This is a genomic window from Nocardia sp. NPDC050406, assembly GCF_044459025.1.
In the GTDB taxonomy this organism is placed as follows: Bacteria; Actinomycetota; Actinomycetes; order Mycobacteriales; family Mycobacteriaceae; genus Nocardia.
In genome coordinates this window covers 1,073,623-1,093,001 of sequence record NZ_JBITIM010000001.1, presented here as the reverse complement: position 1 = coordinate 1,093,001, position 19,379 = coordinate 1,073,623, and the positions used below count along the sequence as shown (strand labels likewise).

General features: G+C 67.7%; 17 protein-coding genes. 7 read left to right on the top strand and 10 right to left on the bottom strand.

From position 1 onward, the window contains the following. Positions 1-9: 9 nt before the first annotated feature. The gene (locus ACIBH2_RS05140) at positions 10-1,176 is read left to right on the top strand and encodes an N-acetylglucosamine-6-phosphate deacetylase (protein ID WP_397113629.1); all 1,167 of its coding nucleotides are present in this window, start codon (positions 10-12) and stop codon (positions 1,174-1,176) included. Then, positions 1,164-1,946, top strand: a complete 783-nt coding sequence (nagB, locus tag ACIBH2_RS05135) for a glucosamine-6-phosphate deaminase (RefSeq protein WP_397113627.1) — start codon at positions 1,164-1,166, stop codon at positions 1,944-1,946. The genes ACIBH2_RS05140 and nagB overlap by 13 nt, the downstream gene beginning before the upstream one ends. A gap of 1 nt (position 1,947) precedes the next feature. Here the strand turns inward: nagB and mraY are convergent, their stop codons facing one another. Then, complete coding sequence (mraY, locus tag ACIBH2_RS05130) at positions 1,948-3,024, bottom strand: phospho-N-acetylmuramoyl-pentapeptide-transferase (protein WP_397113625.1); 1,077 nt, start codon at positions 3,022-3,024, stop codon at positions 1,948-1,950. Positions 3,025-3,125: 101 nt separating this feature from the next. Next, positions 3,126-3,905 carry a helix-turn-helix domain-containing protein gene (locus tag ACIBH2_RS05125; protein WP_397113623.1) on the bottom strand — a complete coding sequence of 260 codons (780 nt, stop codon included), beginning with the start codon at positions 3,903-3,905 and terminating at the stop codon, positions 3,126-3,128. Positions 3,906-4,062: 157 nt separating this feature from the next. Between ACIBH2_RS05125 and ACIBH2_RS05120 the strand changes: the two genes are divergently transcribed. Both ACIBH2_RS05120 and ACIBH2_RS05115 read left to right on the top strand, forming a co-directional pair. Next, entirely contained in the window at positions 4,063-5,898 is a 1,836-nt protein-coding gene (locus tag ACIBH2_RS05120) for an ABC transporter ATP-binding protein (RefSeq protein WP_397113620.1), read from the top strand. Beyond that, positions 5,895-7,604, top strand: coding sequence for an ABC transporter ATP-binding protein (locus ACIBH2_RS05115; RefSeq protein ID WP_397113618.1), 1,710 nt, complete (start codon positions 5,895-5,897; stop codon positions 7,602-7,604). The genes ACIBH2_RS05120 and ACIBH2_RS05115 overlap by 4 nt, the downstream gene beginning before the upstream one ends. On the opposite strand, the gene ACIBH2_RS05110 is transcribed toward ACIBH2_RS05115, so the two are convergent. From ACIBH2_RS05110 to ACIBH2_RS05095, 4 genes are all read right to left on the bottom strand, one after another. Further along, a complete protein-coding gene (locus ACIBH2_RS05110) occupies positions 7,605-8,336 on the bottom strand; it encodes an HD domain-containing protein (RefSeq protein ID WP_397113615.1) in 732 nt (243 codons plus the stop codon). Positions 8,337-8,429: 93 nt separating this feature from the next. Then, positions 8,430-9,587, bottom strand: coding sequence for a nitrate/nitrite transporter (locus tag ACIBH2_RS05105; protein ID WP_397113613.1), 1,158 nt, complete (start codon positions 9,585-9,587; stop codon positions 8,430-8,432). A 96-nt stretch (positions 9,588-9,683) separates the two neighbouring features. Further along, the gene (locus tag ACIBH2_RS05100) at positions 9,684-10,658 is read right to left on the bottom strand and encodes a heme A synthase (protein WP_397113611.1); all 975 of its coding nucleotides are present in this window, start codon (positions 10,656-10,658) and stop codon (positions 9,684-9,686) included. A 45-nt stretch (positions 10,659-10,703) separates the two neighbouring features. Beyond that, positions 10,704-11,669 (bottom strand): helix-turn-helix transcriptional regulator, encoded by a 966-nt coding sequence (locus tag ACIBH2_RS05095; protein ID WP_397113609.1) that lies wholly within the window; start codon positions 11,667-11,669, stop codon positions 10,704-10,706. 89 nt (positions 11,670-11,758) lie between these two features. Between ACIBH2_RS05095 and ACIBH2_RS05090 the strand changes: the two genes are divergently transcribed. Further along, positions 11,759-12,172, top strand: a complete 414-nt coding sequence (locus tag ACIBH2_RS05090; protein ID WP_397113607.1) for a VOC family protein — start codon at positions 11,759-11,761, stop codon at positions 12,170-12,172. 52 nt (positions 12,173-12,224) lie between these two features. Here the strand turns inward: ACIBH2_RS05090 and ACIBH2_RS05085 are convergent, their stop codons facing one another. Beyond that, positions 12,225-13,007: an ABC transporter permease gene (locus tag ACIBH2_RS05085; protein WP_397113605.1), complete on the bottom strand. Its 783-nt coding sequence runs from the start codon at positions 13,005-13,007 to the stop codon at positions 12,225-12,227. A 98-nt stretch (positions 13,008-13,105) separates the two neighbouring features. Between ACIBH2_RS05085 and ACIBH2_RS05080 the strand changes: the two genes are divergently transcribed. Further along, on the top strand, positions 13,106-14,305 hold the full coding sequence (locus tag ACIBH2_RS05080) for an RNA-guided endonuclease InsQ/TnpB family protein (protein ID WP_397113603.1): 1,200 nt from the start codon (positions 13,106-13,108) through the stop codon (positions 14,303-14,305). A 29-nt stretch (positions 14,306-14,334) separates the two neighbouring features. Here the strand turns inward: ACIBH2_RS05080 and ACIBH2_RS05075 are convergent, their stop codons facing one another. Both ACIBH2_RS05075 and mptB read right to left on the bottom strand, forming a co-directional pair. Further along, positions 14,335-15,267, bottom strand: a complete 933-nt coding sequence (locus ACIBH2_RS05075) for an ABC transporter ATP-binding protein (RefSeq protein WP_397116818.1) — start codon at positions 15,265-15,267, stop codon at positions 14,335-14,337. Then, complete coding sequence (mptB, locus tag ACIBH2_RS05070; RefSeq protein ID WP_397113601.1) at positions 15,261-16,943, bottom strand: polyprenol phosphomannose-dependent alpha 1,6 mannosyltransferase MptB; 1,683 nt, start codon at positions 16,941-16,943, stop codon at positions 15,261-15,263. Before mptB ends, ACIBH2_RS05075 begins: the two co-directional genes overlap by 7 nt. A 211-nt stretch (positions 16,944-17,154) precedes the next feature. Here mptB and ACIBH2_RS05065 point away from each other — a divergent pair, with 211 nt between their 5' ends. Continuing rightward, on the top strand, positions 17,155-17,985 hold the full coding sequence (locus ACIBH2_RS05065; RefSeq protein WP_397113599.1) for an SDR family NAD(P)-dependent oxidoreductase: 831 nt from the start codon (positions 17,155-17,157) through the stop codon (positions 17,983-17,985). Here the strand turns inward: ACIBH2_RS05065 and ACIBH2_RS05060 are convergent. Next, complete coding sequence (locus ACIBH2_RS05060) at positions 17,982-19,361, bottom strand: MFS transporter (protein ID WP_397113597.1); 1,380 nt, start codon at positions 19,359-19,361, stop codon at positions 17,982-17,984. The genes ACIBH2_RS05065 and ACIBH2_RS05060 overlap by 4 nt on opposite strands. Positions 19,362-19,379 lie beyond the last annotated feature (18 nt).

Genomic DNA, 19,379 nt, shown 5'->3' with positions numbered 1-19,379 from the left:
GCGCGCCTGGTGAGAACCACGCTACGCGGGCGAGTCGTCACCCTCACGGAGGCGGGCGAACTCGCCGACGGTGTGCTGTCGTTCGACGGCCCGCTGCTCGACTTCGTCGGTCCGGCAGCGGAATTCGACGGTGACCTGCCCGAGCTGGCGGCGAACCCGCCGATCCTGCTGCCCGGTCTGATCGACGTGCACTGCCACGGCGGCGGCGGATTCGGTTTCCCGGAAACCGATTACGACGGTGTGGTGGCGGCCGCGGGCTTCCACCGGGCGCGCGGCACCACCACCCTGGTGGCCTCGCTCGTCTCCGGCACCGAGGCCGAGTTGACGGAGAAGATCGCGCTGCTCGGCAAGGCCGTCGACGCCGGACTCGTGGCGGGCATCCACCTCGAGGGCCCGTTCATCAGCGAACACCGGCCCGGTGCGCACGATCCCGCGCGGATCGTCCCCGGCGATCCGGCCATGCTGGCGCGGCTGCTGCAACACGGTGGCGGACGAATCGTCTCGGTGACCATCGCGCCGGAGACCGCGCACTTCGCCGAACTCGCCGACCTGGTGAACCGGGCCGATGTGCTGCTCTCGCTCGGGCACACAGTGGCCGACTACGAGCGCACCGTCGAGGCGATTCGATCGGGCCGCCGCGTCTCCATCACCCACCTGTTCAACGCCATGCCCGGCCTGGCGCATCGTGACGCGAATTTCCTCACCGCGGCCATGGCGGCGGCCGGGCGCGGCGATGTGGTGGCCGAAGTCATCGCCGACGGCGTGCATTTGGCCGACGGCACCGTGCGCATGGTGTTCGACACCCTCGGCGCGCACAACCTGGCGCTCATCACCGACGCCATGGCGGCGGCCGGAATGCCGGACGGGCGCTACCACCTCGGCATCATGGATGTCGTGGTGGCCGACGGTGTTTCGCGCCTGTACGACCCCTGCGGGCAGGGCGCGATCGCCGGTGGCACCGCCACCGCCGCGGATGTGCTGCGCCGCACCGTATTCCAGGCCGGAGTCGATCTGACGACGGCGGCCACCGCGGCGTGCGCCACCCCCGCGCGCCTGCTCGGCCTCGACGATCGGGTCGGCGCGCTGCGTACCGGTATGCGCGCCGATGTGCTCGTCACCGATGCCCGATTGAACCCACTGACCGTGTACAAGGACGGACTCGAATGGAACTCGTGATCACCGACAACGCGGCCGAAGCCGGAGTACTGGCTGGCCGCATCATGGCCGACCATGTGCGCCGCGGGGCGCGCGCCATCGGCTTGGCCACCGGCTCCTCGCCGCTCGGCGCGTACCGCGAACTGATTCGCCAGTACCGCGAGGAAGACCTGAGTTTCCAAGGCGTGCAGGCGTTTCTGCTCGACGAGTACATCGGGCTCCCCGAGGGGCATCCGCAGTCCTACGCGCGGTTCATTCGCGACGAGTTCACCTCGCACGTCGACTTCACCGACACCGACGTGCACAGCCCCGACGGCCGCGCCGACGACATTCCCGCCGCCGCGGCCGATTACGAGCGCAAGATCGCGGGCACCGGGCGCATCTCGGTGCAGATTCTCGGCATCGGCGCGAACGGGCACCTCGGGTTCAACGAGCCCGGCTCCTCGCTGCGCTCGCGCACCCGAGTCAAGACCCTCACACCCAAGACCCGGGAGGACAATGCCCGGTTCTTCGACGGTGACCTGAGCCAGGTGCCCACCCACGTGCTGACCCAGGGCCTCGGAACCATCGGCGACGCCGACCATCTCGTCATGATCGCCACCGGCGAGGGCAAGGCCGACGCGGTGGCCGCCGCCGTGGAGGGGCCGGTCTCGGCCTTCTGCCCCGCGTCGATCCTGCAAATGCATCCGCACGTGACCGTCATCGTCGACCCGGCAGCCGCGGCGAATCTGAAGGCCATCGACTACTACCGGTTCGCGGTGCGGAACAAGCCCGCGTGGCAGAGCTTCTGAGTCAGCCGTGCGCGGCGAGGTACTCGGCGTAGAACAGCATCAGGCCAACGGCCGCCGCGATACCGCTCAAGAGCCAGAATCGGATGGTCACCGTGGTCTCCGCCCAGCCCGCGAGCTCGAAATGGTGATGGAACGGCGCCATTTTGAACAGGCGCTGGCGGGTGGTCTTGAACACCGCGATCTGGAGCAGCACCGACAGGATCTCGGCGAAGAACAGCGCGCCCACGACCACCATGAGCAGTTCGGTGCGGGTGGTGATGGACAGTCCGGCGAGCATGCCGCCCAAGGCCATCGACCCGGTATCGCCCATGATGATCTTCGCGGGTGCGGCATTCCACCACAGGAATCCGATACACGCCGCCGCACCCGAGGCGCACACCAGCGCCAGATCCAAGGGGTCGCGCACGTGATAGCAGCCCATACTGGGCCTGCTGGCGCACGAATTCGAGTACTGCCAGAAGGTGATGAGCACATACGCGCCCAGCGCCCAACTCATCGACCCCGCCGCCAGGCCGTCGAGGCCGTCGGTGAAATTCACCGCGTTCGACCAGGACACCACCAGGAAACACACCCAGAGCAGGAAGAACACGGTGCCCAGCGAAATTATCGAGGAATCGCGGACGTAGGACAGATCGCGGCTGCCGGGCGTCAGGCCCGAATCATTCCGAAAGCCCAGCGCCAGGACGCCGAAAATCACCGCGGCGGACAGTTGCCCGATGTATTTGCCGGTCGCGGTCAGCCCGAGGTTGCGTCGTTGTCGCAGCTTGATGGAATCGTCGAGAAAGCCGACGAAGCCGAGGGCGGTGGCCAATCCGAGCACCAGCAGCGCGGAGGCGGAGATTCCGTCCGCGCCGTAGCGCAGCCCGATCAGATGTGAGCCGAGATATCCGGCCCACATGGCGACGATGATCGCGATTCCGCCCATGGTGGGCGTACCGCGTTTGGAGTGGTGCGTCGGCGGGCCGTCGACGCGAATCTCCTGCCCGAGTTCGCGCTTCGCGAATATCTTGATCAGCAACGGCGTCAGGCAAATCGATACCGCGAGTCCGATCATCGCCGCGAACAGAATCTGTCTCACGCGCCCCCTTTCATCGACAAACACTGTCAGCGCGGCGTATCAGCCGCCGGTCAGATGCTAGCCAACCTCTCCGCGCGGCGCTGCGTTCGCTGCGCGGATCGTCAACTCGCGGGTGCGGTTCCGAAATCGAAGTGGATACCGGCGCGCAGTACCGCGCTGGCGGACAATCCGAATATCTGATGGAAGGTTTCGCTGAAATGTGACGGGGTGGCGAACCCGGCGTCGACCGCGCTGCTGGTGAGATCGCGGCCCGCGGTGGCGGAGCGCACGGCGTGGATGACGCGCGCCCAGCGCTGGTAGCCGCGGAAGGTGGTGCCGCACTGCTGGCTGAACAGGCGCAGGAAGTGCGGGGTGGACAGGCCCATGGCCGCCGCGACCGTCTCGGCGCGGAAGGTGCGGGTCGGGTCACGGGCGATATCGGCGGTCAGGGCGGCGATGCGCGGGTCGGCGGCTCGGGGTCGAACGGCATTGGCCTGGGCGAAGATTCGGTCCGGGTCCACGGGGTGGGCGCGGCAGTGCTCGATGATGTCGCGTTCGCGCCGGTGGTGCAGGCCGTAGGGCCCGGCGGTGGCGGTCATCTCCGCCGCGATGGCGGTCGCCGAGGAACTCGTGCGGTCCACGAACAGCAGCAGGATCCAGCCCTCGGCGCTGACCCGGTGCACCGCGCGGGCCGGGGCGAAGGAGCTGCCGGTGCGGATCTGCCCGTGGGTGGCGGTGTCGAGGACGAGCGGGCCGTCCAGGCCGACGCTGAGCACCGCGACCGAGGGGGAGTGCGGGTCGACGCCGAGATCGGGGCCGATGTAGCCGACATGTCCCGGGCGCACCCAGACGACCGGCGAGTTCGCCGGACCGCATATTTCCGAAAGTGCGCCCACGGTCACAGCTGTCAGGGTAGCGCTACGCCGCTGGTGGAGACAGCGGCCCGGCCGCTGGTCGCAGTCAGCGGCCGGACCATCACGACGAGCTCGGAGGGCACATCATGCGAGGCAAAGCCGCACGCGGAGTTCGGATTCCGACCGTGGTCTCGAGGGCGACGCGATGAGCGCCGTCGACCTCGCCGATGCGAGGGATCAGTCGCCGCCGGTCGTCGCGGAACCCGCTGGGGAAGAACGTCTTTCGACGCTGTTGCGGCCGTTCGTCGGCGGTTTCGCCGCGGTGGTGATCACGCAGGTCATCGGTGCTCTGGCGGGCCTGGCACCACTGTTGGCGGTGGTCGAGCTGGGACGAACCCTGTTGTCGCCCGGTCCGATCGACCACGGGCACGTCTGGCTCGTGGTGGTCGCGGGCGCGCTCGGGCTGCTGGTCCGGCTGGTGTTCACGGCCGCCTCGTCGGGTATCGGCCACCTGCTCGACGATCGGGTGCAGCTGTCGTTGCGGCGGCAGCTGGCCGCGCGCTTGGGACGTGTGCCGATCGGGTGGTTGTCGCGGCGGCGCACCGGTGAGCTGTCGCAGCTGGTGGGCGATGACGTGGGCGCGGTGCATCCGTTCATCGCGCACACCCCGGGGGAGCTCGTCTCCGCGTTCGTGGTGCCCCTGGTGTCGCTGATCTATCTGTTCACCATCGACTGGCGGCTCACGCTCATCACCCTGATTCCGGTGGTGCTGGCCATTGCCCTGGTCCCGCTCATGATGACGCCGACGCGGCTGCGCGAGCAGGAGGAGTTCGATGCGGGCATGGGACGGGTGGCCAATTCCGTGGTCGAATTCGTGCAGGGCATCGCGGTGGTCAAGGCGTTCGGCGGCTCCGGGCGCGCGCATCGTGAATTCCGCACGGCCGTGGACGATTTCGTCGGCACCTTCTTCCGATGGGTGCGCGGGCTCGCACCCATCGCGGCGGGTATGCAGCTCGCGCTGTCACCGCCGTTCGTACTGCTGGTCGTGCTCGTCGGCGGGGCGGTGTTGATCACCGACGGGTCACTGGCTCCGGCCGATCTGCTGCCGTTCCTGCTGCTGGGTCTGGGGCTGACCGCGCCGGTGGCGGCGCTCGGGCACGGTTTCGACGATATGCAGGCCGCCCGGCGTGCCGTCGGTCGCATTCGGGATGTGCTCGCGGTGCCACCGCTTCCCGAACCCGCGCGGCCGACCGCGCCGCGCGGACACCGGGTGGAGTTGCGGGACATCCGATTCGGCTACGACGCCGACCGTGAGGTGCTGCGCGGCATCGACCTCGTGCTCGAACCGGGGACGGTCACCGCGCTGGTCGGACCGTCGGGCAGCGGGAAATCCACACTGGTGCAGCTGCTTCCGCGCTTCTTCGATCCCACGCACGGCGCGATCACCCTCGGCGGCGTCGATCTGCGCGAGATCGGCAGTCGTGAGCTCTACCGGAAGGTGTCGTTCGTCTTCCAGGACGTACGGCTGCTGCGCGCGTCCATCGCGGACAATATCGCGCTCGCGGTACCGCACGCCGACCTCGAGGATGTGGTACGCGCCGCCCGGCTGGCGAATATCCACGATCGGATTCTGCGCTTGCCGCGCGGCTACGAATCGGTGGTCGGGGAGGACGCCGGACTGTCCGGCGGTGAGGCGCAACGCATCTCACTCGCGCGCGCCCTGCTCGCCGACACACCCGTGCTGGTGCTCGACGAGGCGACCGCCTTCGCCGACCCGCAGACCGAACAGGCGGTGCGGCGGTCGCTGGCGACGCTGGCGGGGGAGCGGACCATCCTCGTCATCGCGCACCGCCTCGAGACGGTCACCGATGCCGACACCGTCGTGGTGCTCGACGACGGTGTCATCGCCGAGAGCGGCCCGCCCGCCGAACTGCTGGCGCGCGACGGCAAGTTCGCCGCGTTCTGGCGCTCCCACCGCTCGGCGCTCGCCGACGAGATCGAAACAGCCACTGGCGCGATGCGAGGAGACGATCACCGATGATTCGAATGCTGCTGCGGGTACTGGGACCCGAGTACGCGCCGCCGGTGCGGCGCACCGTGGCCCTCATGGTGGCGACGGCCGTGGTGGAGGGATTGTCCTACGCGCTGCTGGTCCCGGTGCTGCGGGCGTTGTTCGGCGACACTCCCGGCGACGCCCGGCCCTGGCTGCTGGCGTTCGGGGCCGCGATCGCGGTCTACGCGGTGCTGCGCTACCTCAGCGATCTCTCCGGATTCCGCGCCGGGACAACGCTTTTGCGGGGCATGTACCACCGGCTCGGTGATCACTTGGCCCGGTTGCCCCTCGGCTGGTACAGCACCGACCGGGTCGGGGAGGTGTCGGTGCTCGCGAGTCGCGGTGTGCTGGAGGCGATGAGCGTGATCGCGCATCTGCTGTCGCCGTTCATCTCCGCCGCCGTGACGCCGCTGACGATCGTGGTCGTCATGCTCGGCTTCCACTGGCAGTTGGGGTTGGCCGCGCTGCTCGCCGCGCCCGTCGTCGCCGTCGTCCAGGTGTGGACGGCCCGGTCGACGGCGGCCAGCGACGCGGAGACCACCGAACGCGGACATGTGGCGACCAGTCGTGTCATCGAATACCTTCAGGCGCAACCGGTTCTGCGCGCGGGCGGGCGCACCGTCGAACGCTTCGGACTGCTCGACGATTCGCTGCGGGAACTCCAGCGCGCGTCACGCCGGTCGACGCTGGCCGCGCTGCCCGGAGTCGTCGGGCTGACCCTCACGGTGCAGGCCATGTTCACCGTGCTGCTGACCCTCGGTGCCTACCTCGCGCTCGGCGGAAGTATCGGCGCGGCAGAGGTTCTGGCCATTCTGGTTCTGGCCGCCCGCTGCGCGGATCCGCTGCTGTCGCTCACCGATATCGGCGGCCAACTGCGGGGCGCGCGTGGCGTATTGGCCCGGCTCGACGCGGTCCTGAACACCGAACCACTACCGGAGGCTCCCAATACGATTCGGCCCGACCGATACGACCTGGAATTCGACTCCGTCACCTTCCGCCGCGACGACCACACCGTCATCGACGATGTGTCGTTGACCGTGCCCGAGGGGCAGCGCCTGGCCATAGTCGGGCCGTCCGGGGCGGGCAAAACCACGGTACTGCAACTGCTTTCACGCTTCTACGACGTCGACTCGGGCGCGATCCGCATCGGCGGCGTCGATGTCCGGGCGATCGGCGTGGACGCGCTGACCGAGCACTTCGCCATCGTCTTCCAAGACGTCTACCTCTTCGACGGCACCATCGAGGACAATATTCGCCTCGGCCGCGCCGACGCCACGGATGCCGACGTGCGAGCGGCCGCCACCGCCGCCCGCCTCGACGAGGTGATCGAACGCCTCCCCGGCGGCTGGTCGGCCAAGGTCGGCGAGGGCGGGGCGCTGCTGTCCGGCGGTGAGCGCCAACGCGTTTCGATCGCGCGAGCCCTGTTGAAGGACGCCCCCATCGTGCTGCTCGACGAGGTGACCTCCGCACTCGATCCCGTCAACGAAGCCGCCGTGCACGAAGGTATCGCCCGCCTCATGGCGGGCCGCACGGTCGTCATGATCGCCCACCGCCTGCGCACCGTCCGCACCGCCGACCACGTCGTCTTCCTCGACAACGGCCGCATCGCGGAGCAGGGCACCCACGACGACCTGCTCCGCGCGGGCGGACGCTACGCCGAATTCTGGAATGTGACCGCGGCGCCGGTGCGCTGATCAGTCGTTCCAGCCGTTGGCGGCCAGGATCTGCTCCCACGACGGCACCAGATGCGGATGCCGTTGGCGCACAACCTCGGCCGCCAACGAACCCGGCACGGCCTTCTGCGGTTTGGCGACGGTCTGCGCCTCGAGGGCATCGCTCAGCGCCCGGCTGCCACCCAGTCGCGGGTACGCGGCGAGCACCAGATCGGCGTAGCCCGCCGGGAGGGCGTCCGGGCCCGCGCCGATGTCGATGCCGATGCCGTCCACCGAGAGCCAGATCTCGGCCGGACGCCGTCGCCGGTACACGGGGGAACCGCTGAGGCTGGTCGTATGCGCGGCAATGGCATCCCAGACGATATCGACTCGAGCATCGCGCACGCCGTTGTTCTCCAGGAACTGCGCCGCGTAGTCCGCGCCGTCCACCTCGAATCGCTGGTCGCCATTGGCGCTCTCGGTCAACCCCATATCGTGCAGCGCGCAGATGAGGAACATGGTCTCGTCGTCGAAATCGTCGCCGGGGCGCAGGCCCTGCGCGCGGGCGATCGCCGAGGCGAACAGATACGAGCGGATGCTGTGATTGCGCAGATACGGCTCCTGTTCGGCGGTGATCAGCCGAAGTGCCTCGGCGGCAAGGGATGTCGCGGGCAGCGCGAGCGGGTCGGCCTCGGCCCCGGCCGGGAATCCGGTCAGCGCCACCGCGCCCACGGCCAGTCCGGCGCCGACGAATATGCGGCGGGATACAGACATTCGAGTCTCCTAGCGAGCGTGGAACTCCTCTGACTTTCAGGATGACTGAAGCTTAATCCCGACCTTCAATGAAGTTGAAGGTTGTGCGAAAGGTCACCCGGCCTTGATTTCTCGGCCGACCTTCAGTGTGTAGGCGAGAGTTCCCGCGGCGGTGAGCGCCAGGAGCAGATACCCGATGGTGTAGTCGTGCTGGGAGCTGTAGACCAGACCCATGACCAGCGGGGGGAAATAGCCGCCGAGACCACCGGCCGCGCCGACCAGACCCGTCACCGTGCCGACCCGCGAGGGGTCCACGAGTTTGGCGATGAGCGCGAAGACGCCGCCCGTGCCGAGGCCGAGGAAGAACGCCATGAGCACCAGGCTGAGTCCGGCGGGGAATTCGGCGGGCGGCTCGAAGGACAGGACCACCGCCATGACCGCCGTGCCCGCGAACGAGATCGCCAAGACCTTGACCGGGCCGAGCTTGTCGGACAGGGTGCCGCCGATCGGGCGGGCCAGCACACCCGCGATGGAGAATCCGGCGGTGCGCAGACCGGCATCGGATTGGGCGAATTCGTAGACATTGCGCAGGACCGTCGGCAGGTAGGTGGAGAAGGCGACGAAACCGCCGAAGGCGACCGCGTAGAGCAGCGAACCCTGCCAGGTCGCTTTGAGTTTCAGGGCTTCCTTGATGCGGGGCAGGGCGGGGTCGGTGGCCGGTGTCCAGCCGGGAGCATTGCGGCTGAACAGGTACATGATCGCGCCCATCGCGGCCAGTGCGACGGCCATGAACACGTGGGTCTCCGCGCGGCCGAAGTGGTCGACCAGGCGCGGGGTGAGCAGGGCCGACAGGGCGGTGCCGCCCATGCCCGCGCCGAAGACGCCGGTGGCGAAGCCGCGGCGCGACGGTTCGAACCAGCCGTTCACGAACGGGATGCCGACCGCGAATGAGGTACCGGCGATACCCAGGAAGAAACCCCAGAAGATCAGCGCGCCATAGGAATTCGACCAGCCCACGAACAGCGTCGGAATGATCGAGACGAAGCAGATGATGGCGAACATGAGCCGCCCGCCGTACTTGTCGGCGAGTACACCGGCGGGAATGCGGCCGAGCGAGCCGACCAGTACCGGAGTCGCGACGAGCAGGGAGGTCTGGCCGGGGGAGAGGTTCAGATCATCGGTGTAGCTGCCCGATAGCGGGCCGATCAGATTCCACGCCCAGAAGGTGAGCGCGAAGGCCAGGGTAGCGAGCGTCAGATTTCTCGCATTCATCCCTTGTGTCTAACAGACACGCAGGTGGAAGCCTTCGATTGCGGATACGGCGCGCCGCGCTGGGCGCGGCTCCGCCGATTCCGAAACCAGGGTTTGCTAGGCGGACTTCCCGATCGGTTCGCGCGTCTCGGCGGGCACCGGTTCGCGCGTGCGCATGGCCGCCCACAGTGCCGCGGTCGCCGCCACACAGGCCGCCGCGCCGCCGACGTGAATCGCCACCAGAGCGGCCGGTACATCGGTGAAGTACTGCACGACACCGACGAGAGCCTGACTGCACACCAGCGCGATCAACACGATGTACCGCGTCCGAATCGCGCGGTTCATGCCGATGGTCACCAGGCCGAAACCCAACCCGACGAGCAGCGCCAGATACGCGACGAGCAGTTCGGAGTGCAGGTGCACGAGCGGGGTGATCTCGACTTCGAGCCGCTGCACCGGCCGTTCCAGGCTCTTGTCGCCCGCGTGCGGCCCAGCGCCCGTGACGAGCGTGCCCGCCACCAAGGTCGCCGACAGCGCCACGGCGCTCACGGCCGTCAGCCAGCGCAGCGGCCGTGGCACCTGCGCGGCCTCCACCCCGTCATCGGGTTCGCCGATCTTGGCGTAGAGCAGCACCGCCAGCCAGACCATGACCATCGAGGCGAGCAGATGCACCGCGACCGTCCACCACAGCAGACCGGTGCGCACGGTGATACCGCCGATGATCGCCTGCACCACGGTGCCGCCGGGCATGAGCCACGCGTAGACGAGCACCTCGCGCCGCCGCCGCGCCCGCGTCACCGCGAGCACCACGGCACCGGCGAACAGGCACACCACGAAGGTGAGCATGCGATTGCCGAATTCGACGGCTTGATGCACCACCGGTACTTCGGCCACCGTCACGGGGACGAAGCTGCCGGGGAAGCACTGCGGCCAGGTAGGGCAGCCGAGCCCGGAGGCGGTGACGCGGACGATGGCCCCCGTCACCGAAATGCCCGCCTGCGTGAGGATCACCGCGAAGGCGAGAATGCGCTGCACCCGCAGGGAGGGCAGCGGGAACAGGTCGGCGAGTCGCTGGAATGCGCGTGACAGCACGCAACGATGGTAGCGGGGACCGATATCGGCGAATCACCCGGTCTACTACATGTTGTCGTTAAGATCGTCTCGCCCGTAGCCCGCGCGGAGTTCGGCCCCGATGCGCGCCAGCTCCGCGCGCACCGAGGGCGGTTCGAGCACCTGCACCAGCGCACCCCATCCGGCCAGGTGACGGGCGATATCCAGGGCGGTGGGCGCGCCGACCCGCACGCGGCTGCGGCCGTCGTCGAGATCGGCCTCGGTCTCGCAATGCCGACCGTACTGATCGCGCAGCACGCGCACGTACCGGGTTTCGATGAGCAGGGTGGCCCAGGTGCGCGAGCGCTTGCGCTCCATCTCGCCGACGACCTCCTCCCAGGCGGCGGCAAGGGTGAAATCGTCGGGTCGGTGCGCGGGTTCCTCGGTCGGCTCGGCCTCGACTATGCGGTCCACGCGAAAAGTGCGCTGCCCCTTGTCCGTTCCGGCGATGAGATACCAGTCGTCGTCCTTGTCGACCAAGCCCCACGGATCGATGAGGCGCTCGGAGCGCTGATGCCGCACGTTCTCGTAGGTGAGGCGCACTTTGCGACGCCGGACCACGGCGGCCTGGAGCAGTTCGACCATGGCGGGACGCCGCTTCTCGGGCTCGCCCCATCGCGTCGGATCGATATGGGTGGCGTGCGCCGCCGCCTCGGCTTCCTCCCGAAAGGTCTGCGGCAGGGCCCGAACCAGTTTGCGCAGTGCGGTTTTCGCCTCGCCGGAGACCGCCGCGGCCGGTCCGACGAGCAGGAACAGGGCTTGTGCCTCGGTGGCGGAGAGTCCGCTGAGATCGGTGCGCGCACCGCCGATCAGCGACCAGCCGCCCCCGCGTCCCATCTGCGGATATACGGGAATGCCTGCGGCGGAGAGCGCTTCGAGGTCGCGGCGCGCCGTGGCCACCGAGATCTCGAGCTCCTCGGCGAGCTGGGCGGCGGTCACCCGCCCCCGCGATTGCAGCAGGAGCAGAGCGGCTACGAGTCGGTCGGCGCGCATGAATTCAGATTCCCAGAAAAAGTGCTCAGTTGGTGAGCACTTTACGGCGGATCATTGAAGACATCACCAACCGAGAGAGGGACATCCCGATGTTGCGAGGACTCACCACCGTCAATCACTTCGCCACCGACGTGCAGGCCGCCGTGCGCTGGTACGCCGAAGTGTTCGGCGTCGAGCCGTATTTCGAGAAGGAGTTCGGCGGCCAGGTCGCCTACGTCGAGTTCCGGATCGGGGATTTCCAGCACGAATTCGGCATTCTGGATGCGCGGTACGCGCCGCACCCGGTGGGCGAGAAGCCGTCGGGCACCATGACCTACTGGGCGGTCGACGATGTGAACGCGGCCTTCGAGCGGCTGCTGGCCTTGGGCGCGACCGAGCACGCCAAGCCCACCGAACACGGCCCCGGATTCGTCACCGCCTCGGTGATCGACCCGTTCGGCAATGTGCTCGGCGTCATGTTCAACCAGCACTACCTCGACATCGTCGAATCCGTGAAGCCCTGATCGACTCTCACCGTGCCCCGGTCGTTCGGCCGGGGCACACGCGCGAAAGCGCTCAGTCGAACCGGAAGAACTTGCTGGCCAACCATCCGCTGGCCCCGCCCCAGACCGCCAGCATGGCGACCCCGTACCAGTCGATGGAGCCGCGCAGCGCGCGTTCCAGGGCCTCGGCCAGCGCGCCCGACGGCACCGCCCGCGCGATCAGCCCCACCGCCGACGGCAGATCCTCCGACAGGAACACCAGGCTCGCGATCCCGAGCATGACGAACCAGAGGATATTCGCCAGCGCCAGCACGATCTCGGCCTTGAGGGTGCCGCCCAGCAGCAGCCCGAGCGCCGCGAAGGTGGCGGTGCCCAGGGCGATGACCACCGCGCCGAGCAGCAGCCCCAGCGGCGACGGCCGCCAGCCCAACGCGAATCCGATGGCCCCCAACAGAATCGACTGCAACACCACCACGATCAGAACCGCCGCGCACTTGCCCGCGACTATGCCCCACCGCGGAAGCGGTGTCGCCCCAAGACGTTTCAACGCCCCGTACCGCCGATCGAACCCGACCGCGATGGCCTGCCCCGTGAACGCCGTCGACATGACCGCCACCATCATGACGGTGGGCACCACCCGATCCACCCGGTGATCGCCGAGCCCGCTCAGCGGCAGCAACGTCAACCCGATCAACAGCGTGATCGGAATGAACATGGTCAGCAGCAACTGTTCCCCGTTGCGCAGCAACAGAACCAGCTCGAGCCGCGTCTGCGCCGCCAACATGGCCCCACGCGTCGTCGGCTTCGGGGCGGGCGTGAAGGTTCCGGGTGCGAACCGATTGGCCGTGTCGATCATCCGTGCCTCCTTCCGGAGCGGTCCGCACTCAGGCGGGACAGTCGTGATAATCCGCGAATCAAAGATGCGACTCGAACGGATGTGCTAATTTGCTCGGCATGTGTTCCGCTGTGGCGAGGCGGGCTTTCAAATACCGCTTCTATCCGACCGATTCGCAAGCAGCTCAGCTGTCGCGAACCTTCGGGGCTGTGCGAAAGGTCTACAACCTGGCTTTGGAAGTTCGAGCGGACTCGTGGCGGCATCGTCGGCAGCGAATCACCTACGGGGAGACGTCGGCGCTGCTGACGCTCTGGAAGCAGGCCGACGAGCTGTCCTACCTCAACGAGGTTTCGTCGGTCCCGCTGCAACAGGCGCTGCGGCACTTGCACAACGGATTTGTTGCGTTCTGGGAGAAACGTGCCGGACATCCAAGATTCAAGTCTCGCAAGCGATCTCGCGCGAGTGCGGAGTACACGAGGAGTGGTTTTCGTTATCGCAACGGTCAACTGACCATTGCGAAAATGACAGGACCGCTGAATATCGTGTGGTCTCGGCCCCTTCCAGACGGGGCGGAGCCGTCCACGGTGACCGTGTCGTGCGACAGTGCAGGGCGCTGGTTCGTGTCGCTGCTCTGTGAGGACCGAAACGTGCAGCATCTTCCGCCGGTGCAGGGTGCGGTCGGCATCGACGCCGGTGTGGCGAACCTCGTTACGCTCTCGACCGGAGAGAAGGTTGCTAACCCCAGGCATGAATTGGTCGACCGCGCTCGGCTCGCGAAAGCGCAGCGTGCGGTAGCCCGGAAGGCTCCCGGCTCGCGTAATCGGGACAAGGCACGGCGAAAGGCGGCGCGTGTTCATGCGCGCATTACCGATCGACGGCGAGACTATCTGCATCAGTTGACGACTCGGCTCGTGCGTGAGAACCAAACGCTCGTGCTCGAAGACATCACGGTTCGAAACATGGTCAAGAACCACGTTCTGGCCCGCGCCATTTCGGATGCGGCGTGGCGAGAGTTCAGGACGATGCTCGTGTACAAAGCCGCGTGGTACGGGAGGGAGGTGGTCGTCATCGACCGGTGGTTTCCCTCGACGAAGCTGTGTTCGGTGTGCGGCGACCTGGCCGACCGAATGCCGCTGGATGTCCGAGCATGGACGTGCGCTTCCTGTGGCGTGCTCCATGATCGAGATATCAATGCCGCGAAGAACATTTTGGCCGCCGGGCTGGCGGTGACAGTCTGTGGAGACGATGTAAGACCTCAACGGATGCGTCCGAGCGGGCTGTCGTCGACGAAGCAGAAATTCCGAGCCCGTGAGGGTTAGGAGTCTCTTTCGTTCCGAGAGAGGCGAAGTCAACCGCGCAGGTCCCGTCCGGTGAGTTCGAGGAAGACGTCTTCGAGGCGGCGCTGGTCGATGCGAATGTCGGTGGGCAGCACGTCGATTCGCGCGCACCAGGCGGTGAGGGTGGCCAGGACCTGGGGGGTGATGTCGCCCTGGAGCAGGTAGGAGCCGGGGCCGGTTTCTCGGGGTGTGAAGCCTTCGGGCAGGGCCGATTCCAGCAGGGTGAGGTCGAGATTCGGTGGGGCGGTGAAGCAGAGGCGACCCTCCGCGCCGTGCGAGGTCACCTCCGACGGCGTGCCCTGGGCGACGATGCGGCCGTGGTCGATGATGACGAGTTGGTCGGCGAGCTGTTCGGCCTCGTCCATGAGGTGGGTGGTGAGCAGGACGCTGACGCCGTCGCGGCGCAGGGCGTCGATGAGCTCCCACACCAGGTGCCGGGCTTGGGCGTCGAGTCCGGCGGTCGGCTCGTCGAGGAAGACGATCTCGGGTCGTCCGACCAGCGCGCAGGCTAGGGCGAGGCGCTGCTGCTGTCCGCCCGAGAGCCGCCGGTACGGGGTGCGGCGCGCGTCCTGTAAGCCGAGGGTGCTCAGCAGCCATTCGGGGTCGAGGGGGTCGGCGGAGTACGAGGCGACCAGGTCGAGCATCTCTCCGGCGCGCGATCCGGGGTACGCGCCGCCGCCCTGCAACATGACGCCGATGCGCGGGCGCAGGCGGTCGGAGTCGGCGATGGGATCCAGGCCGAGGACGCGCACGTTTCCGGCGTCGGGGGTGACGAAGCCCTCGCACATCTCGGTGGTGGTCGTCTTGCCCGCGCCATTGGGTCCGAGCAGCGCCAGCACCTGTGCGCGTTCGAGTTCGAAGCTGATGTCGTCGACCGCGGTGGTGTCGCCGTAGCGTTTCACGACGCCGTCGACGCGAACGGCTGGTCCAGAGGCGGTCACGATCTGACACCGTAGGCCGTGGGCTCCTGTGACGGAGCCGACACCCCCGGCTGATTGCGCCACGGCAGCACGTTTCGGGTCAGGAAGATGAACGCCAGGCCCACCACCACGGTGGCGATGGCCGACTGCACGATCTGGAAGACGTAGAAGTCGGCTCCGCGCGGCATGACGAGCAGACTCACCACCACCGAGAGCACGATGGCCGGGACCCGGAAGATCGGCCGGTTGGCCCACGCCGCCAAGGGCACGATGGCCCACAGCAGATACCAGGGTTGCACCACGGGGAACAGCAGCACCGTCGCGCCGAGGGAGACGCCGAGCGCACCGGCCGCGTGCAGTCGCCCGGTCCAGGTGGCGACCAGCATGCGCACGATGACGGAGGCGATGATGGCGTAGCCGATGGGCCGGGTGATGCTGAGCAGTGACGTGGTGTGGTCGCCGAGCCCGAGCAGAACGCCGCCGAATCCGGTGGCGATACCGATGGCGGTGGGCAGCGACAGATAGCTGCGGACCGCGCTGGCGGTATTGAGGGTGTAGATCCACCCGAATCCGAGACCGCTGGCCGAGGTGATGAACAGCGTGGTCACGAGCGCCACCGCGCCGAGCAGCGCGCCGATTACGAGAATCGTCTTGATGCCGCCGCCGAGTCTTCGCGCCAGCGCCATGGTCACGAAGCCCAGCGCCACAATCGACACGATCTTGATGGATGACGACAGCGTGATCACCACCGTGCCGAACAGCAGTATCGCCCAGGCGCGTCTGCCGAACGGTTGGGTGTCCTCGATGGCGCGCAGGCAGATCTCCAGACCGGCCAGCATGAGCCCGAGCATGAGCGCGTCGTTGTGCACGCCGCCGACCAGGTGCAGCAGGACCAGGGGATTGGCCGCGCCCAGCCACAGCGCGCTCACCGGCGCGACACCGCAGCGGCGCGAGAGCCTCGGCAGCGCCCACACGATGAGCGCCACACCGCCCAGCGCCAGCAGTCGGTGTAGCCATACCCCGGCAATGATGTTGTCGCCGGTGATGATCGCTATGCCTTTGCCCATCCACACGAACAGCGGCCCATAGGGCGCGGGTGTCTCACGCCAGATGTTCGGCACATTGTTGGTGAGCACATTGTTGAGCCCGAGCCCGTCGGCCGGGCCCACCACATACGGGTCGAGTCCTCTCGCCGCGATCTCGCTCTGCGCCAGATACGAGTACACGTCATTGCTGAACATGGGCGGCGCGACGCTGAGCGGAATGATCCACAGCAGCAGCGTGCGGTCCATCTGCGAACGAGACAGCCGATGCCTGGGGTTGCCGCCCCAGCCGCCGACGGCGAAGCGGCCCAGCAGCAGCCACGCCATGACCACCAGCACCGTGCCGATCATGCACATGGCCAGGGTGGAAGTGTGTGCCCGCGCGAAGAATCCGAAGATCCGCATACCGGAGGTCGGGTTCTGGCGCACCGGTTGGGCGCCGACGCCGAGCGCGGAGATGGCCATGATGACCACACCGGTCGCGCCGAGCAGCCGGATCCGGGCCAGTTGCAGGGTTTCGCGCCGGTCCAGACCAGGCACTTCGGATTCGACGGAGTGCAGCGCGGCGGCGGTGTGATCGGAGGGCGGGACGTCCAGGCCCAGTGCCCGGCGTCCCCACTCGATGATTCTGCGCCGCGCGCTCTCCGATACCGCCACGGCGGCTAGCCTAATTCGCCGCGCTGCCGAGTACCGCCACGGGCACAGTCGCGGCGCGGGTTCGGGCGGTCACGGCCGGGTCCCGCCCTGCGGGAAAGGCGGATCGAACCCTTCCGGAGGCCGGGGACGCCATGCCACTCTCGAGGGGACCGTCGAATGCAGACGGCACCGCCGTGGGCGGGCCGTCGGGTGCTGGAAAGGACCGCGACATATGGGAACTCTCGATGGCAAAGTCGCCATTGTCTCCGGCTCCGGCCGTGGGATCGGCCGGGAGATCGCGTTGAAGCTCGCGTCGGAGGGGGCGAAGGTCGTGGTCAACGACCTGGACGCCGATCCGGCCAAGGAGACCGTCGCCGCCGTGGAAGCGGCCGGGGGACAGGCGCTTTCGTGTATCGGCAGCGTCACCGACGAGGATTTCGCGGAACGGTTCGTTCAGACGGCCGTGGAAGGCTTCGGCGGGCTCGACATCATCATCAACAACGCTGGCTACACCTGGGATTCGGTGATCCAGAAGATGACCGATGAGCAGTGGGACGCCATTCTCGACGTACATCTCAAGGCTCCCTTTCGAATTCTGCGCGCCGCCCAGCCGGTGATCGCCGCCGCGGTGAAGCAGGCCAAGGCCGCCGGTGAGCCGATTCCCTGCCGCAAGGTCGTGAACATCTCCTCGCTCGCGGGCACGGGAGGCAATGCGGGACAAGCGAACTACTCCTCGGGCAAGGCGGGCGTCATCGGCCTGACCAAGGCCATCTCCAAGGAGTGGGGCCGCTACAACGTCACCGTCAATGCCGTCGCCTTCGGCATGATCAAGACCCGCCTCACCGCGGCCCCCGCCGACAGCGGCGGCACCATCGACGTCCAGGGCAAGGAGATCAAGGTGGGCGTCAACCCCCAACTCCTCGCCGCCATGGAACAAATGGTCCCCCTCGGCCGCGCCGGAACCCCCAGTGAAGCCGCCGGTGCGGTCTACCTGTTCTGCATCCCTGAAAGTGACTACATCAGCGGCCAAACCCTGGTCTGCGGCGGAGGATTCAATATTTAGCCCTCCGCCGCGACCGTGGAACTCTTCCGGGGCAGGAGGAACATCAAGGCCCACATCGCAATCAGTGTGCCGCCGACCCACCACAGCACGCCGGTGAACGCCTCGCGATTGAGCGCCCCATCGGCGGAGCCGTCGGTGACGGCGAAGAACACGAGGCCGTTCAGGGCGACACCGAGCGCGTAGCCCAGCTGGAGGGCGGTGTTGAACAGGCCGGAGGCCGAACCGGCGCTGTCGTGTGGAACCTTCGCCAGCGTCAGGTCGGCGATCGGTCCGCTGATCATGCCGAGCCCGAATCCGAGCAGCACGACCGGGACGGTCATCGCGAGCAAGGTCGGATCCTCGTGCCCGCTGCCGATCTGGACCCCGTATGCCGTCATCGACGCGAGGGCGATGAGGGCTCCGGTCTGGGGGAGTCGACGCGCGAACCGTCCGGCGGTCCTCGTCGCGAGCATCGCACCGGCCACTTCGCCGACGGCGAGCAGCACGAACGCCAGTCCCGCCAGCAGCGGGGTCATGCCCAGACCGCGCTGCAAGTACAGCGTCCAGGTCATGAAGAACAGCCCGACCAGCAGTCCCATCATCAGCTGCGCGGACAGACCGCCGCGGAACTGTTCGATTCTGAACAGCGACAGCTCCACCAGCGCGGCGTTATCGGCGCGGCGTTGCTGGTGGCGCACGAAGATACCGAGCACGAGCAGACCACCGGCGAGCATGGCGAAACACCACAGCGCCCAGTCATGGGCATTGCCCTCGGTGAGCGGGAAAACGATCAACACCATCGCGGTCGCGGACAGACCCACGCCGACGAGGTCGAGCCGGTCCGCCTTCGCCGCGGTCGACTCGGTGATGAACTCGCGTCCGAGGATGATCACGGCGAGCCCGATGGGAACGTTGATCAAAAAGATCGGCCGCCAAGACAATCCGAACAGATCGGCCTCGGTGAGTACGCCGCCCAGCACCGGACCCACGACGCTGCCCATCGCCAGAACCGCTCCGAAGAGACCGAAAGCCCTGCTGCGGTTCTCGCCCGCGAAAGTGACATGGAGGGTCGCCAGAACCTGCGGCATCATCACCGCGGCGGCACCTCCCTGGAGCACTCTGGCGGCGATCAGCATGCCCGGACCGGCCGCGAGCCCACACATCAGCGAAGCAAGGGTGAATCCGACGGTGCCCAGCAGGAACACCTTGCGTCGGCCGTAGAGATCGCCGAGCCTGCCGCCGGTGATCAACGCGAGAGCGAACGCCAGCGCGTAGCCCGCGGTCACCCATTGCACGGCGGCGGCTCCGGCGCCGAGGGACTGTTGCAGCGTTGGGATGGCGGTGAGAACGACCGCATCATCGACGATGTTCATGAGTTCGCCGGTCAGCAGGACCACGAGAGCGATCCTGGCGGC